16 protein-coding genes are annotated in these 15516 nt (G+C 55.9%); 10 read left to right on the top strand and 6 right to left on the bottom strand.

Annotated elements, in window-relative coordinates; genetic code table 11:
* Positions 1-124 precede the first annotated feature (124 nt).
* Complete coding sequence (locus AC0LWM_RS19435) at positions 125-1792, top strand: S41 family peptidase (RefSeq protein ID WP_474676650.1); 1668 nt, start codon at positions 125-127, stop codon at positions 1790-1792.
* Between the two features lie 176 nt (positions 1793-1968).
* Here the strand turns inward: AC0LWM_RS19435 and AC0LWM_RS19430 are convergent, their stop codons facing one another.
* The 5 genes from AC0LWM_RS19430 to AC0LWM_RS19410 form a co-directional block, all read right to left on the bottom strand.
* Positions 1969-2814 (bottom strand): ABC transporter permease, encoded by an 846-nt coding sequence (locus tag AC0LWM_RS19430; protein WP_474676649.1) that lies wholly within the window; start codon positions 2812-2814, stop codon positions 1969-1971.
* Positions 2811-3782, bottom strand: a complete 972-nt coding sequence (locus AC0LWM_RS19425) for an ABC transporter ATP-binding protein (protein ID WP_474676648.1) — start codon at positions 3780-3782, stop codon at positions 2811-2813. Before AC0LWM_RS19425 ends, AC0LWM_RS19430 begins: the two co-directional genes overlap by 4 nt.
* Positions 3779-4951, bottom strand: a complete 1173-nt coding sequence (locus AC0LWM_RS19420; RefSeq protein ID WP_474676647.1) for a hypothetical protein — start codon at positions 4949-4951, stop codon at positions 3779-3781. The genes AC0LWM_RS19425 and AC0LWM_RS19420 overlap by 4 nt, the downstream gene beginning before the upstream one ends.
* Positions 4908-5477 carry a sigma-70 family RNA polymerase sigma factor gene (locus tag AC0LWM_RS19415; RefSeq protein WP_474676646.1) on the bottom strand — a complete coding sequence of 190 codons (570 nt, stop codon included), beginning with the start codon at positions 5475-5477 and terminating at the stop codon, positions 4908-4910. Before AC0LWM_RS19415 ends, AC0LWM_RS19420 begins: the two co-directional genes overlap by 44 nt.
* A 264-nt stretch (positions 5478-5741) precedes the next feature.
* Complete coding sequence (locus AC0LWM_RS19410; protein ID WP_474676645.1) at positions 5742-6488, bottom strand: FadR/GntR family transcriptional regulator; 747 nt, start codon at positions 6486-6488, stop codon at positions 5742-5744.
* 133 nt (positions 6489-6621) lie between these two features.
* On the opposite strand from AC0LWM_RS19410, the gene AC0LWM_RS19405 reads away from it, so the two are divergent.
* The 7 genes from AC0LWM_RS19405 to AC0LWM_RS19375 all read left to right on the top strand — a co-directional run bounded on the left by AC0LWM_RS19405 (position 6622) and on the right by AC0LWM_RS19375 (position 13208).
* Positions 6622-8037 (top strand): FAD-linked oxidase C-terminal domain-containing protein, encoded by a 1416-nt coding sequence (locus AC0LWM_RS19405; protein WP_474676644.1) that lies wholly within the window; start codon positions 6622-6624, stop codon positions 8035-8037.
* 67 nt (positions 8038-8104) lie between these two features.
* Positions 8105-9418 (top strand): (Fe-S)-binding protein, encoded by a 1314-nt coding sequence (locus tag AC0LWM_RS19400; RefSeq protein ID WP_474676827.1) that lies wholly within the window; start codon positions 8105-8107, stop codon positions 9416-9418.
* A 203-nt stretch (positions 9419-9621) separates the two neighbouring features.
* Positions 9622-10200: a CD3073 family putative ECF transporter S component gene (locus AC0LWM_RS19395; protein WP_474676643.1), complete on the top strand. Its 579-nt coding sequence runs from the start codon at positions 9622-9624 to the stop codon at positions 10198-10200.
* Positions 10190-10675: a CD3072 family TudS-related putative desulfidase gene (locus AC0LWM_RS19390; protein ID WP_474676642.1), complete on the top strand. Its 486-nt coding sequence runs from the start codon at positions 10190-10192 to the stop codon at positions 10673-10675. The genes AC0LWM_RS19395 and AC0LWM_RS19390 overlap by 11 nt, the downstream gene beginning before the upstream one ends.
* A gap of 24 nt (positions 10676-10699) precedes the next feature.
* A complete protein-coding gene (locus tag AC0LWM_RS19385; protein ID WP_474676641.1) occupies positions 10700-11518 on the top strand; it encodes an ATP-binding cassette domain-containing protein in 819 nt (272 codons plus the stop codon).
* Positions 11509-12405, top strand: coding sequence for an energy-coupling factor ABC transporter ATP-binding protein (locus AC0LWM_RS19380; protein WP_474676640.1), 897 nt, complete (start codon positions 11509-11511; stop codon positions 12403-12405). Before AC0LWM_RS19385 ends, AC0LWM_RS19380 begins: the two co-directional genes overlap by 10 nt.
* 8 nt (positions 12406-12413) lie before the next feature.
* The gene (locus tag AC0LWM_RS19375; protein WP_474676639.1) at positions 12414-13208 is read left to right on the top strand and encodes an energy-coupling factor transporter transmembrane component T family protein; all 795 of its coding nucleotides are present in this window, start codon (positions 12414-12416) and stop codon (positions 13206-13208) included.
* Between the two features lie 86 nt (positions 13209-13294).
* Here AC0LWM_RS19375 and AC0LWM_RS19370 read toward each other — a convergent pair whose 3' ends face one another.
* Complete coding sequence (locus AC0LWM_RS19370) at positions 13295-13741, bottom strand: GNAT family N-acetyltransferase (RefSeq protein WP_474676638.1); 447 nt, start codon at positions 13739-13741, stop codon at positions 13295-13297.
* A 154-nt stretch (positions 13742-13895) separates the two neighbouring features.
* On the opposite strand from AC0LWM_RS19370, the gene AC0LWM_RS19365 reads away from it, so the two are divergent.
* A complete protein-coding gene (locus AC0LWM_RS19365; protein ID WP_474676637.1) occupies positions 13896-14429 on the top strand; it encodes a GNAT family N-acetyltransferase in 534 nt (177 codons plus the stop codon).
* Between the two features lie 21 nt (positions 14430-14450).
* Positions 14451-15095: a P-loop NTPase family protein gene (locus AC0LWM_RS19360; protein ID WP_474676636.1), complete on the top strand. Its 645-nt coding sequence runs from the start codon at positions 14451-14453 to the stop codon at positions 15093-15095.
* Positions 15096-15516: the final 421 nt, after the last annotated feature.

Raw genomic sequence — 15516 nt, 5'->3', positions numbered from 1 at the left:
CGAAGGCTTCGAATAGGAGCTTTTTTCATAAAAACATTAGAAATTTCTAGACAAAATCTTCAGATTTCCCCCCTATAATTCGAACCGTCGATTGATTATTCAAAATCAGAGGTGGAGGAATGGGATGGGATTTCCGTGGATTTTCGATTCGTTTAAATGGCTGACCGTCTTGCAAACGATGTTATTGTTGATGAATGCCGGCGCGCTTGTCGCGTATGCCCTGCCAGTGAAGCGGCTGCACAGGTGGGTTGATTTTGTGCCCGCGGCGGCGGTCGTCATCGCGATTGCAAGCTGGATCGGCGGCGATATGTCCGATATCGCGATTTTGCTGTATGCCGTGACGGCGATCGTGTTTTTGTGCACGGTGAGAAGGTTGATAAAACCAGGGGCACGTTGGAATAAGGCGGGAGGCCGCATCGTTCGGGTAGTTTTCTGCCTGTGCGGCTTGGCTCCGCTCGCCCTCGGGTTTATCTATGCCGGCGAGTTGAGGTACAATCCCGTCAGCGATTTTAGTCGCATGGGATATGCCGAGGCTTTTGAGAAGCTGAATGCGCGAATTGCGGTCGAATATCCGTTCAGCGAATGGAAAAAGCTCGACTGGGACGCCCTGAAGGCGAAATTCGAACCGATCTTTCGGCAAGCCGAGCAAGACCATAACAAGGAAGCGTATGCCAAGGCGCTGCGGGATTACGTATTTTCGATTCACGACGGGCATGTGGCGCTGAAGAACGAAGATCCGAACGTGATGAAGCAAGTGATCGGGGGCGGCTTCGGGATTGGCGTCGTCCGGCTGGATGACGGGCGGGCACTGATGAACCTCGTGCTGAAGGACAGCCCGGCGGAACGGAGCGGGATCAAGGTGGGTGCCGAGATTGTCGCTTGGGACGGGAAAGACGTCAAGGCGGCTTTGGCGGACACCGCTTCGCCGATCAGCCCTTGGGCTACCGAACAAGCGAGGCTGAGCAATCAAGAACGGTTTTTGACCCGAGCGCCGATCGGTCGAAGCATACAGGTCACATTCCGCAATTGGGGCGAAACCGACGTCCGCGAAGCGACGCTTCAGGCTTACGACGACCAGTATAAAACGCTGATAAGCGCAGACGACGGCGCCACGGTCGAAGGGAAAGTATTGAACGGTGGCTACGGGTATATCCGAATTCGAAGGTATCCTACCGAGTTGTTCGGGTCCGAATCCGAACAAGCGCTGAAGGATGCATTGGAACGGTTCCAGCGGGAGCGGATCAAGGGCCTTGTCATCGATCTGCGCGACAATCCGGGCGGTTATGACGGGCTGGTCACTAGATTGGCGGGATATTTCGTCAAGGAGAAGCGGTTCTATGAGTATACGAGCTATTATAACAGGTATACGGGCCGATTCGAGATCAATCGCAGTGAAACCCGGTACATCGAACCGAAGCAGCCGTATTACGGCGGCAAAATCGCCGTTCTGATCAATAGCAGGACGACCAGCTCCGGCGAAGGGCTGCCGCTTGCCCTGAAAGGAATGCCGAACGTCACCATTGTCGGGAGGACGGGCACGAACGGCTCCTTCGGCATGGCGACAAGCCCGATCGAGATCCGGATGCCGGAGGGGTATTCGGTCCATCTCCCGGACGGCAGATCGCTTGACGCCAATGAAACGATTCAAGGCGATAGCGACTATACTGGTGAGGGTGGTGTGGCGCCGGATGTGAAGATTCCGTTCAATGAAGAGGCTTTCGAGGAGAAATATTTGAAAGGGCTCGATTTCGAGCTGGATTTTGCGATCGACGCTTTGAACAGGCAGGGCTGAATGACTGCCAGCTGCCAGATAACGAAGACCTGCGCCGCATACGGGCCGGTCGGAATGACGATCGAGAAAAGCAGTAAGCCATTACGTGAAATGGCGCAACGGCAGCTTAGGACTTTATTATTGTCCTGGGCTGCCGCCGTCTCTTTTCAAAGTTAGTATAAATCCTAACGATCAAACTACAGATCTTTCCGGCTGAACGCCCGGCACCCCAGGAGGAGCAGAACCGCCGCATACCCTACCGTAAACAGGAGGAAGGAATTTGAAGGAACACTCCGCATGGAAAAAGGCCCCATGTCGGACAACGCCAATCCGGCAAAATCCGCTCCCCCCAGAAGCTCGTAAAGGCCTCTTCGGTAGACGGAATCCGTAGGCAGGATCAGCCCGATTAGAAAGAGGAATTTGTCCAGTGCGGGGGGACTCGCTCCATAGGACGCTACACCTTCGACCAGACCGCTGAACAGGGAAAACCCGTATAGCAGGGCGGCGCAGATCCCGTTCCCAAGCATCGGCAAATAGACGGAACCCAGCATGGTCAACGAGAGGAGAAGAAGCGGCATCCAGATAAAAAGCCCGAAGCTTCGCAGCAAGTCCCCCGCAAATATGGGAAGTCCGGCGAAGCTGTGGATGGTCCAGACCACGGAAATGAACAGGATTGTGCTGTATACGGTGATCCAGACGGCATGGCCCAGCCATTTGGCTAGATACAGCTTCCAGCGGGGGAGGGGACGGGCAGCGACGGCCAGCAGCAAACCGTTCTCCTGTTCGCCCGTGATAATCCCCATGGCTGAGAAAAGCACGAAGAAGGCCGTCAGGAATTGTGCGAAAAAGAGTCCCAGCACCATAAGCACCATTCGGTTCAACAGCGATTCGGCGGGGGAGGCCTGGTTCTGCACCACCGTGCCAGCCAACTCCCGGACCCCGAAGGCGAACACGATCAAAAAGACGAAGGTTATAATTAGCGTAACCAGGAACACCCGCTTGCGGGTCAACTCCTTAAAGGTGACGGAGATGTACGAGGTCATTGCGGAACACCTCCTTGTCGGGATTGGGCCATCCGGAGGAACCAGGCCTCCAGGCTGTTCGGCTCGGGGCCGGACTCGTAGAGCGTCAGGCCGCTTCGGATGAACAGAGAACACAGGTAGCCAGCCTGTTCCCTGTCCGTTACGCGGGCGGTCAGAAGAGCGTTGCCGCTCTCATCGGCTTCGACCAGGCGCAGCAGGGAGACGATGCCGGCGTCGTTCAATTCCGCCAACGTCCCAGGTAGCCAGCCGCCGAGCCGGAAGCGCCAGTTGCCGTCGCTTCCCCCGGTGCCGCGGAGCAACTCGTGCAGCGGTCCCGAGGCCAACAGCTCGCCTCCGAACAGAAAAGCGGCTTCATCGCATAGCTCCTCCACATCCTCGAGCAGATGCGTATTGAGGAAAATCGTTACGCCCTTGCCCCGAAGCCGCTTCAGAAGGTTGCGGATCTCGTAGCGGCCAAGGGGGTCCAAGGCCGAAGCGGGTTCGTCCAGGATCACCAGCTGGGGATCAAGGAGCAGGGCGGCAGCCAGGCCGAGGCGCTGCTGCATTCCCTTGGAGAAGCCACCGACCCGACGGTCCGAGGCTTCGGACAGACCGACCAGTTCCAAGGTATCCCGGACCCGGTTGCGGAAAGCGGGCGCCCGTGTTTCCTGCGGGCGCAGTCCTCCCAGCTGACCATGGAAGGACAACACTTCCGCCGGGGTCAGCCAATCCTGAAAGCGGAACAGCTCGGGTAAATATCCGAGCTTTTGCCGTGCCTCCGGCCGGCCCAGGGGTTGCCCCAGCACGAAGGCCAGCCCGGAGTCGGGGCGGTGGAGGCCGGCCAGCATTTTGACGAAGGTGCTTTTGCCGGCACCGTTGGGTCCCAGCAGGCCGAAAATGCAGCCCTCCGGCACCTGCAAGGTGATGCCGCGGCAACCGCCGCGGCCGTTGTAGGTTTTGGTCAATTGTTCCGTTTCTATGATCATCATGGCTGGATAAGCTCCTCTACGGCCCGCTCGAAGGCGGATTCCATAGGGAAGTCCTTCTCTTCCCCGCTGAGCAGACTTATTCGATTCCCATCGAGCCAGAGCAGAAAACGTTTCTTGCCGTTCGCAGTCATGACCGCATCATGATCGCCCAGCCGGAGGCTGGTGGTCACGCTGTCAGGGGCCGGTACCGGCAAAGTGCTCCGCCAGTCGCCGATGGCGGCCAGTTTGGTTCGCAGGCTGTCAGGCAGGACGGGCAGCTCCAGTACCGCTTCACGGACGGCTGCCGCATCGATGCCGTCTTCCACGGTCAGTTCGGGCTTGCCGAATTGGAGCAGCCGCACCGGCTTGCCCGACAAGGTGCCCTCTGTGGAGATTCCCTCCGGGATATTCAGCCGGATGGCTTTACCGTCCGCTTCGGCAGGCAGGGTAGTGGTGCCGCCCAAACGTGTGAGCAGCCGGTTGACCGCATTCACATTCAGCTTGAAGGTAAGCGTGGTAGCGGGCTGGTAGTCGGGGGCGGTGGAATCCCCTAGCTTGAGAAGGGAGGCGCCCATCCGTTTTTCCGCTTCGCCCCATGTAATGGTACGGGCCTTCCCGCCACCGGACTGGGTCAAAGCGCCGTATTGGGCCAGGTTGAAACTCCGGTCTCCCTCTGGCGAGCCACGGTCCAGAAGATCGGAGATGGCCGCCATGTCGTCCGCCGAGATCCCGACTCCGACCATGTGCTGAATGCGAAAGGCTTGTTGCATGGCGGCCAGCGCCCGGTCCCCAAGGGGGGTGGAGAACAGACCGATGGCTATTGCGGCTATGGCAACTCCGGCTGCCAGTCTCCGAAGTTTACGCTTGGCCGGTTTCTCCGTACGCCAGGAACCGTTCGTCCCGATATTCCTTGCCGAGCTTAGAGTCCCTGAATCTCTGACAACCGAGGACCCCTGTGCTACCCGGAATGCTTCCGTCCGTTTCATCTCAACCGCACTATCCTTCTCGTGATTATTCGGATTCTCTTCCGATCGTGCCTGGAACCTAGTTTCGTTCGAACGTAGACTTTCCTCCGCTTGATTCCAAAACGCCGGAATCGGCTCCCGGCCCGCCAGCCTCTCGAACCGAGCCCAAGCCCGATCCGTATCAATAACCGGTTCCCTTCCGGTCTTTTTCGCGTCGTCCGCCATCGTAGTGCTCCTCCTCCTGCCCGTACTTCTTCTTCAGCCGTTCCTCCGCCCGGGCTAGCAGCGTGCCGACAATCTTCGGATTGACCTCCAGCCGGAGGGCAATCTCTTCGTAGCTGTACCCCTCCTCACGAAGCAGGAGGGCGGTGTGGTCACGGTCCGAGAGCTTCTGCAGCACTCGGCGGACCACGTCTATTTCCCACTCGCGGATGACCTCCGTTTCTCCCGAAGGGGAGGCGCCTTCCGACCAAGCCGCTACACGGGCGGTTTCCTTCTCCAATAACGCCTTGTCCGACGAACGTTGTCTCAAATAATCGTAGCCTACCCGGGTCAGCACACGGTGCAGCCAAGCGCCGACGGCCTCCAGCCGGTCCGGAGGGCTCCGGTAGAGCCGTAGGAACACCTCTTGGGCCAAATCCTCCGCCGCCTCATAATCGCCGGTCAACGTATAGAGCTTTCGGACCACTCCGGGATAATGCTCCCGGAACAGGCGTTGGAACAGCTCGGGTACTTGAGCGCCTTCCTCCATGTTGACGCGCCCCCCTTTCGATTGTAAGACGGATACCGAATCGGATTTGTAGCACCTGCACAAGAAAATCCCCATTATAAAATCGCAGTATACTGAGATAAAACGAAAAATTCGCCGTTCCAGATGGCGCGGAGAACCGTACCGCAAGTGACGGCGAAAATTGGGGGAAGGGAAATTATAAATCAAAAAAAGGGAATAGCTCCATCATCGTTGTCTTTATTGGGGCTGAAAATTAAAGGTTGGCTGCCTATGGACGTGCATTCATCATTCGGCAGCATCCGGCTTTCCGGGATGCGTATACTGATTTTCATCCAATACCCGTTCGACCTTGGCGATATGACGCTCCATCAACTGCTGCGCTCGTTTGCCGTCGCCTCCGGCGATCGCTTCGTAAATTTCTCGGTGCTCTCGAAGCAGGCGCTCGGCCGAGGAACGTTCGGCATAAAACCATAACGCGCGGGTATCCTTCATCGTATCGTGAAACTGCTGCGACAGTGACGACATCAAATCAGCCAGAACGGGATTGTGGGTCGCTTGCGCGATCGTTTCGTGAAAATGCACATCGGCTTGCTCGCCGAATACTTCGTCGTCCAGCTTGATCTCCATTTCCCGAAGAATATTCGTCAGCGATGCAAGGTCTTGTTCCGTTCGATTGAGCGCGGCAAGATTTACGCACCCTACTTCAAGGACGCGGCGCACTTCGAGAATATGCTTGAGCGATCGAGCGCGGCTCACCCACGATTCGGGGTGCAGGTTGGCCGGATGCGGGTGCTCGGCCGGCTTCTCTCGGACGAACGTGCCGCTTCCTTGCCGGACGTCGAGCAAGCCCATCGCCTTCAGGGAGCTGAGCGCTTCCCGAACGGTCGAACGCCCGACTTGATATTGAACGGCCAAATCGACGACGGACGGCAGCCGGTCGCCCGCGAGCAGAAGGCCTTCTTCGATTTTTCGTTTCAGGTCCTGCATGACCCAATCGGAGTTTTTAAGCGGTTTGGGCTGAAGCGTATTCATCTATTTATTTCATTCCTTCCGAATGCGGTTTTCATGCAATATATTTTAGTGTATACTAATCTTTGCATAAAGTCATCAGATGACCTGATTAATTGTTTGTTATTTCATTTTCATATGAAGAGGTGTATTGATCGTGCTGGAGGAAGAAGTGAAACGCGAGCTGCGCTCGATCGTGGGCGATTCGTTTTTTCGGGATGATGCCCAATCTCTTGTTACCCATTCCTATGACGGAACACCGATGCAGCAGGCGCTCCCGGACGGCGTCATTTACCCGGGAAGTACCGCAGAAGTCGCAGCCATCCTCAAGGTGCTGAACCGGCACCGCATTCCGCTCGTCAGCCGGGGCTCCGGCACGAACTTGTGCGGGGGAACGGTTCCCGTGCAAGGCGGCATCGTGATGGTTATGCATCGCATGAACCGGATTCTCGATATCGATTTGGAAAATTTGACGGCGACCGTGCAGCCCGGGATGATCACGAAGGAGTTCATTACCCACGTGGAGAGTCTTGGCTTGTTCTATCCGCCTGATCCGAGCAGCATGGCGATTTCTACGATCGGCGGCAACATCGCGGAATGCTCCGGCGGGCTTCGGGGGCTTAAATACGGGACGACCAAAGATTACGTCATCGGTCTCGAAGCCGTGCTCGCCAGCGGCGAAATTATTCGCACGGGCGGCAAGCTGATGAAGGACGTGGCCGGCTACGACTTGACCAAGCTGCTCGTCGGCTCGGAGGGGACGCTTGCGGTCATTACGGAAGCGACGCTTAAGCTGATTCCCCCGCCCAAGTACAAGAAGACGATGCTGGCGATGTATAAGGACATCTACGGGGCGGCGCGCACCGTGTCCAAAATCATCGAAAACCGGATGATCCCGGCGACGCTGGAATTCATGGACAATCCGACGATTCGCGTCGTCGACGATTTTGCGAAGCTGGGCTTGCCGCTCGATATGGAGGCCATTCTGCTGATCGAGCAGGACGGCGAGATGGAGACGGTGGAGCGGGATATCGCGGTCATCGAATCGATTTGCCGGGGCGAGAACGCGGCAAGGGTCGAAGTGGCCGAAACGCCGGAGCATGCGCTAAAGCTAATGACTGCCAGACGCAGCGCGTTTACGGCGCTCGCTCGTCTGCGGCCGACGACGATTTTGGAGGACGCTACCGTGCCGCGGTCGCGAATTGCCGACATGGTGCTGGAGATTAACCGGATTGCGAAAAAATACGATGTGCAAATTTGCACCTTCGGCCATGCAGGCGACGGCAACCTGCATCCAACAGCGACTACTGACGCGCGAGACAAGGAAGAAGTGCATCGCGTCGAAGCGGCGTTCGAGGAAATTTTCGAAGCGGCGATCCGGCTGGGCGGCACGATTACGGGCGAACACGGTGTCGGGATGGTGAAGGCGCCTTATCTGGAATGGAAAGTCGGAAGCGCCGGCATTGAGATGATGCGCGGCATCAAGATGGCATTCGATCCGCTGGGCTTGCTCAATCCCGGCAAAATGTTCGCCAAAGAAACGCGCAAAAGGGTGGTCATCGATCATGGCTAAGACACAGGAACAACTCACTTCGGCTGTGGGAACGGCCTTGCCGAGCGCGACACCCGCATGCAGTCCGATGGCGGATACGTTAAAGCGTACGCTCGATTACGACCAATTGACCAACTGCATGCGCTGCGGTTTTTGTTTGCCGGCATGTCCGACCTTTCGTGAAACGGGCATCGAGGCCGAGTCGCCGCGCGGCCGGATTGCCTTGATGAAAGCCGTCGTTGACGGCATCATGGAGCCTGACCCGCATTTCGAAACGCAAATGAACCATTGCCTCGGCTGCCGCGCTTGCGAGCCGGCATGTCCGGCCGACGTCAAATACGGCCAACTGATCGAGCAGGCGAGGGACGCCGTGGAGAAGCATACCGATTCCCATCGTTGGTGGGTCAAGCTTGCGCGCAAAGCGGCTTTCAAAGGCGTGTTCCCTTATCAGAACCGAATGCGGCTGGTCGGCGGAGCGCTCCGGCTGTATCAACGGTCGGGATTGCGCAGCGTGGCAAGAAATGTCGGCATTATGAAGATGTTCCCGGCTCATATGCGGGACATGGAGAAAATATTGCCCGACGCGTCCTCCAAAGGCGTCATCGAAAAAATCGGCTCCCGCCACCCGGCTATAGGCGAAAAAGTCGCTACCGTCGGCCTGTTCCGCGGTTGCATCATGGATGTCCTGTTCACCGAAACGAATATCAATACCGTTCGGCTGCTGAATGCCGCCGGATTCGACGTCGTCATTCCGGAGAGCCAAAATTGCTGCGGCGCCCTGCATGCGCACAGCGGCGAGCAGTCCGACGCGAAAGAGCTGGCGAAACGGAACATCCGCACGTTCAAGGAAGCGGGCGTCGATTGGATTATTTCCAATGCCGGCGGCTGCGGGGCGATGCTTGTCGATTACGGACATTTGCTGCACGATGAACCGGAATGGAAAGAGGATGCCGCATGGTTCGCTTCCCGCACGGTAGATATCAGCAAGATTCTGGTGGATCAAGGCAATCTGCCTCCTTCATTCGGCAAACCGGCCGAGGGGCAGACGATCAAGATCACCTACCAGGACTCCTGTCATTTGCGCAACGTGATGCGCAGTCCGGATGCCCCGAGAAAGCTGATGCGCCGCGTGGAGGGAGCGGAGTTCGTCGAGATGTTCGAGTCGGACCGCTGCTGCGGCTCGGCGGGCATTTACAACCTGACGCAGCCGGAGATGGCCGGGAACATTCTGGATCATAAGATGGAGCACGTCAAGAAGACGGAGGCGCATGTGCTGCTGACGAGTAATCCGGGCTGCCTTCTGCAGATGAAGCATGGCATCGAGAAGCACGGCATGAGCCGGCACATGCAGGCGATGCATGTGGTCGATTTTTTGTACAGCCAGCTCAATCGGAACCGATGACCCGTTAACAAAAAAATATACTTTTGGAAAAAATGAAGCATAGACTTTTCATAAAGAATGGAATAGAATAATTCATATTAATCAAATAGGAATAATATAATATGTCGACCGGACGAACTGGAGACTCCCGCAAATGCTATATGACTGCGGGAGTTTTTTATTTATAACCATGCCTATTTGATAACAACAAGGAGGAGTTAACGATGAATCGCAACACAACGACAATCATTACGCTGGGCGCTTTGGCCGTTGCCATTAATGTGGTGGCGGGTACGGTGGTAGGCAATTTGAAAATCCCGCTGTTGTTTCTCGACGCGATCGGCACGATTTTTATCGCAGCCGTATATGGCCCGTATTGGGGCTTCCTGGTCGGGGTTCTGACGAATCTCGTGCTTGGGGTGACGAGCTCGTATACGTCGATTCCGTTCGGACTCGTAAACGGCGTCATCGGTCTGGTCGTTGGCTTCGTGGCGGTCAAATTCGGATTCCGCTTTTATTCCGCCCTTATTACCGGCGTTGTCCTATCGATCCTCTGCCCGATCATCGGCACGCCGATTGCGGTGGCCGTGTTCGGCGGATTAACCGGCGGACCGCTCGACGTCTTCGTGCTGTGGCTGAAAGGGTCCGGCAGCAGCGTGTTTACGGCGGCATTTATTCCAAGGCTGTTCGACAACCTGGTGGATAAAATCTTGTCCTGCCTGCTCGTCTACTACGTGCTGAAGCAAATCCCGAAGTCGGTGTTGGCCCGTTCCGCGAAGGGGAGCGATTCCCATGCAGCGTAGCAAAGTATTGATCGTCACGTCGCACTGCGTCCTGAACCAGAACGCCGTCGTGTCCGTCGAGGCGCGAAGTCCCGGCATCATGAAATCGGCGGTCGACTGGTGCCATGATCAAGGTTACGGCATCGTGCAGCTGCCTTGCCCGGAGTTCACGTACCTCGGGCCGGAGAGGCCGCCGATGACGCGGGAGCAATACGATACGCCGGAGTTTCGGGCACATTGCCGCACGATTCTCGCCAGCGTTATCGACCAATTGAAGGTTTATCAGCAGCACGGTTATACGATTGCCGGTGGACTCGGCATTCAATCCAGTCCGTCCTGCGATCCGGGGAAGGGCGTCTTCATGGAAGAGTTCCAAGCCTACGCGAGGGAAGCGGGCGTTAACGTCGATTACTTCTGGCAAATCCCGGACACGGCGGAAGGCACGTTCGACGCGTCCGATCCGCGTTCCGTGTACGGAGCAGTCAACGCTACGTAGCGAGATCGAGAGGAGGCTATCAAGATGATCACTGTCGACAATGTGTCGTACCGGTACCCGGGTGTGGAGGATGACCGCTGGGCTCTGCGGCAAGTTTCGCTTACCATCGCTCCGAATGAGTTCGTCGCTTTCCTGGGGCCGAACGGATCTGGGAAATCGACGTTAACCCGGCTGTTGAACGGCATCGCTTTGCCGGATGAAGGCATCGTCAAGGTTGACGGCATAAGGACGGACGACGCTCGCGCTTTGTCGCAAATCCGCCGCCAGGTCCAGGTCGTGTTTCAAAATCCGGAAAGCCAGCAGGTCGGCATTACGCTGGCCGAAGATATTGCGTTCGGGCTGTCCAACATCCAATGCCCGCACGAGGAAATGCAGGAGCGCATTCACTGGGCGCTGCGGCAGGTTGGCTTGCACCACGACCCCGACCGGCTCGTGAGCGAGCTGTCCGGCGGCGAGAAGCAGAAGCTGGCTTTGGCCTCCGTGCTCGTCTTGTCGCCGCAATATTTGGTATTGGACGAGGCGACATCGATGCTCGATCCGATGTCCAGGAAGCAGTTTCTTGAGGCGCTGCACGAAGTGCGCAGCCGAGTGCCGTTTGCGCTCATATATATTACTCATCATCTGGAGGAGGTGCTGGAGGCCGACCGGCTTGTTCTGTTCGCGGAGGGAGCCGTCATGGCCGATGGGAAGCCCGCCGACCTGCTCTCCGAGCCGGGATTGCTCGCCGCCTGTGGGCTGGAAATCCCGTATGTGCCGGCATTGGCTCATGAACTGAAGGGTCTAGGCCTTTCCGTGCCTGCCCTTCCGACAATCGATAGCGTGGTGAATGCAATATGCAGCTAGAGTTGCATGAAGTATCGTTTCAATACGGACGCCGCAAAAAACGGGGCCAAGCCGGGAAAGGTGAAGCGTTGTCCCGGCCGGTGCTGAGCAGGATTTCGCTTGTCGTCGAGCACGGCGAGTTCCTTGCCGTAGCGGGGCGTTCCGGCTCCGGCAAATCAACGCTGATACAGCTGATCAAAGGTTTCCTGTCGCCGACGGACGGCCAGCTGCTGCTGGACGGCGCCGATCCGCGGGAGGCGCGGAAGCCGGAGTGGTTCGACCGGATCGGGTATATTTTTCAATATCCCGAGCACCAGTTGTTTTCGCCCTCCGTGTATGCGGACATCGCCTTCGGCCTGCAGTTCGCACTGCGCAACGCTCCGGCCGACATCGAGAAGCGAGTGCGCTGGGCGATGGACAGCGTCGGATTGAACTACGCGCAATACAAGGACCGCAATCCGTTCGAATTAAGCGGCGGCGAGAAGCGGAGAGCGGCGATCGCCGGGACGATCGTCCTGCAGCCGGAGGTGCTGATTTTGGACGAACCGACGGCCGGCCTCGATCTGCAAGGGCGCAGCACGCTGTTCGAGCTGCTTGCGCGGTTGAACCGCGAGCAGGGCACGACGATCATCTGGGTCAGCCACCAGCCGGAAGAAATATTGCGGCACGCCTCGCGTATGCTGCTGCTCGACCAAGGACGACTCGTCGCCGATGGGCGGCCGGCGGACATTTTGTCCGATCGCGCGCTGCTGTCCGCGGTCGGCTGGGAAGAGCCGGTTCCGCTGCAGCTTCGCCGCCTGCTGCTCGAACGGGGAATCGACGCCGGAGATCGGCCTTGGGATGTGCGGCACACCGCGGCTTTGCTCGCGGAGCAACGACGACATTTGCCCAGTACGGTAGGGAGGTGAACGGAGCGATGTCGGGAAGAAGCTATTTATTGTATCAACGCCGCGATTCCTTGTTGGAGCAAGGTGATCCGCGCGCCAAAATCGTGACGTCGCTCCTGCTTGCCGCCGGTCTGCTGATCGGGCAGGACTGGCTGTGGAAAAGCGCGCTCGTCGCGCTGCTCATCGTGCTGTGGGGGCTAGCTCAGTTGCCGTGGCGGATGCTGGGGTGGACCGTGTTGTCATTGGCGCTTTTTTTCGTATCGACGATGATCTACCATACGTTCTTGCTGCCTGCCCCCGATGCGGTTTTCGTCACGGTCGGCTCGCTTCGGGTTTCGCCTGAGGGCGTCGTGAGCGGCGTGGCGATGTGCGAGCAAATTCTTGGCGTCGTCATGTTATTGTCGCTGCTTGTGCGGACGACCTCGCCGATTATTCTCGCCGAAGGCATGGAGCTGCTGCTTGCACCGCTCAAGCGCTGGAGGTTTCCCGTACACGAGGCGGTCATGATGTTCTCCATCGCGCTGCGGTTCATTCCGATGCTGTTCGAGGAATTCGACAAGATCAGCAAAGCGCAAATCGCCCGTGGCGCAGGCTTCCAGCGGGGAGGCGTCCGGTCCCGGTTCCGCGGCGTGCTGCCGATGCTGATCCCGATGTTCGTCTTCTCGATTATGCGGGCGAAGGAGCTGGCCGTCGCAATGGAATCGAGGTGCTACCATAGCGGTCAGGCGAAAACGCCGATTCGCAAGTACTCTTTTACCACCGGCGATTATGCCGCTTTGATTGGCGCTGTCGTCACGTTCGGCGCGTCGTTCTTTTTCCGATAAGCGTTGTTGAAAATACGCCTATGCCGTCCTGAAAGATCAGGTGCTGCATAGGCGTTTGCATGTGTTGGTCTGTTGCTGCTCCAGCTTCAGTGATGTCCGTTCAAAAGCTTAATAAATCCGCGCTTAACCCCACTATAACCGATGGATTCATAAAAACGGTGCGCTTGTTCCCGCTCGTCGCTTGAAGCCAGAATCGTATAGCTGCAGCGATTGGCGCTAGCGAAATCCTCCAATGCTTGCATCAACATTTTGCCGATTCCCTGGCCCTGGCTGTTTTGCGCAACAACTACGTTCTCAATTAACAAAAAAGGGGCGCAATTGCCTACGAGATCATGACAAACGATCCCCATCGCCGTACCGACGATATGATCGCCATGACATGCAACGGCAACAAAATAGTTTGATTGGGTTGAAATCATCTCAAGCTGCCGCTGCATTTCTTGGATGTTGGATTCGGCCCCTACCAGTTCCATAAATAAACTCGATAAGCTAGGCGCGTCTGCTTTATTCGCTTTTCTAATGGTTATGCTCAAGGTTGTCAGCTCCCGGTATTTTTAATCAACCAGTCAATTATACATCATCGGATGAAAGCAGGAGTATTTGCTGATAAGCGTTTTTTCCCAAAGAGAAAGCAAGAGCGTGTGTTAGACTATGCTTAGATTACGTTGAACGAGAGGTTGAGACACGTTGAAGCTTACAGGTGGCAGAGTATGGTTAAGAGATTTTACGGAAAGCGATCTATCCGCTTATGCGGAACTGGAACGGCATCCTTTCACTTACCGGTATGAAAACAAGGCACCGGATGATAAACGGATACAAGAAGATTTTCAAAAAGCTCTAAATGATTCAATAAGCAATCAGCGCGAGCGATATAAGCTAGCAGTATGTTTGAATGGCAGTACAAAACCAATCGGCCGTGTAAGCATTCAAATGAACTGGGCGGAAATCAGAGAGTGGGAAATTGGCTGGGCACTGCATCCCAACTATTGGAAGCAGGGTTTGGCTGCGGAGGCGGTCAAGCTTCTGATTGACTATGCTTTTGCCGAGTTGAACTCGCATCGGATTGTCGCTTATGCAAATGCGGACAACGAAATGTCCGAGAAATTAATGAATCGGGTCGGGATGACCAAGGATGGAATTTTGCGAGAGACCCGTCTATGCAATGGAAAATGGTGCAATGAAATCGTGTATTCCGTTCTGGAACGAGAATGGAAACATTGATCCTAGGAGGAGCATAACAAAATGTTGAACACTAAACTGATCATTATCGACGGGATTCCTGGCTCCGGGAAATCGACGACAGGACAACACATCAAGGATCGGCTTGACGCCCTTGGGGTGCCGAACCGGTTTTATCACGAGATGGAGGACAACCATCCTCTGCGCGTATATGACAAAATCTATGAATCGCTCACTTCCCCGGAGGAAGCGGAGGAGTTCATATCGAAGGTCGAGCGGCTGTTCCGCCTTTTTGTTCAAGACCGAGGCGCTGTCGACGAAGTAACGATTATCGAGAGCTGGTTGTTCCAGGATACAATCAGCTTCGCTTACAACACGGGAATGGAGCATGAGCGGGTTTTGGAGTTTGCAGCGTCACTTCAGGACATTCTGAGCGAGATGAACCCGGTGCTGATCTATTTCTATCAAGTCGATGTGGAGCGCAATTGGCGCTGGATTTGCGAGGTGCGCGGACCGGCGTTCGCTCATGACCGGTGCGGCTTATATACGGACGAAGATTTTAAGCAGGCTGGCATCATGTGGGGAAGCAACCAGGAGTTTGTACATAGCATCGTACAGAAGTGGGGGATCCCGAAGCTGATCATTAAGAACGAAAATTATTTATGGGATGAATATGTAAGGTCGGTAATGAATTTCTTGGAGATATAAATGATCGAAATGGTGGCAGCCTGGGACGATGTTCCGGACTGCAACTTTCGATTGTTGGGGTAAATCGCAATGATTACTGGGTTAGGTTACTAGTCGGATTTAGACTGTTCAGCAGCCCGACCATAAGCGGGAACCGGTAAGTTTTAAGTTCGCTAAAGTGTTAAAGTGAAAGAGAGGGCATGGGGGAGAGCTGGAGAGAGGGTTGGTAAAAGAGTTGGGAATCAAGCATAACTGCAAAAATACAGTTATTTTCTGCGTTTGAACGAAAAAAGGAACAATTAACGGCGAATCTGCATCTATTTTTATGGAAATCGGTCAAGTCCAATATTGTGTGTAAAATCCTCGTTTAGGATTACACAGGTACTTTTGGATTTTGGGTCTTTCGCCAATCGTAGTACTCTTTCATATCGAGATACTTCTT

It is taken from the genome of Paenibacillus sp. sgz302148, from assembly GCF_056120465.1.
This window is presented reverse-complemented; position numbering and strand designations above follow the sequence as displayed.

Bases quoted from the DNA above. Each gene is read 5' to 3' on its own strand.
- AC0LWM_RS19430 (WP_474676649.1), bottom strand. From the start codon at position 2,814: ATGACCTCGTACATCTCCGTCACCTTTAAGGAGTTGACCCGCAAGCGG.
- AC0LWM_RS19410 (WP_474676645.1), bottom strand. From the start codon at position 6,488: ATGAATACGCTTCAGCCCAAACCGCTTAAAAACTCCGATTGGGTCATG.
- AC0LWM_RS19360 (WP_474676636.1), top strand. From the start codon at position 14,451: ATGTTGAACACTAAACTGATCATTATCGACGGGATTCCTGGCTCCGGG.
- AC0LWM_RS19380 (WP_474676640.1), top strand. From the start codon at position 11,509: ATGCAGCTAGAGTTGCATGAAGTATCGTTTCAATACGGACGCCGCAAA.
- AC0LWM_RS19375 (WP_474676639.1), top strand. From the start codon at position 12,414: ATGTCGGGAAGAAGCTATTTATTGTATCAACGCCGCGATTCCTTGTTG.
- AC0LWM_RS19435 (WP_474676650.1), top strand. From the start codon at position 125: ATGGGATTTCCGTGGATTTTCGATTCGTTTAAATGGCTGACCGTCTTG.
- AC0LWM_RS19420 (WP_474676647.1), bottom strand. From the start codon at position 4,951: ATGGCGGACGACGCGAAAAAGACCGGAAGGGAACCGGTTATTGATACG.
- AC0LWM_RS19385 (WP_474676641.1), top strand. From the start codon at position 10,700: ATGATCACTGTCGACAATGTGTCGTACCGGTACCCGGGTGTGGAGGAT.
- AC0LWM_RS19390 (WP_474676642.1), top strand. From the start codon at position 10,190: ATGCAGCGTAGCAAAGTATTGATCGTCACGTCGCACTGCGTCCTGAAC.
- AC0LWM_RS19400 (WP_474676827.1), top strand. From the start codon at position 8,105: ATGGCGGATACGTTAAAGCGTACGCTCGATTACGACCAATTGACCAAC.
- AC0LWM_RS19415 (WP_474676646.1), bottom strand. From the start codon at position 5,477: ATGGAGGAAGGCGCTCAAGTACCCGAGCTGTTCCAACGCCTGTTCCGG.
- AC0LWM_RS19395 (WP_474676643.1), top strand. From the start codon at position 9,622: ATGAATCGCAACACAACGACAATCATTACGCTGGGCGCTTTGGCCGTT.
- AC0LWM_RS19425 (WP_474676648.1), bottom strand. From the start codon at position 3,782: ATGATGATCATAGAAACGGAACAATTGACCAAAACCTACAACGGCCGC.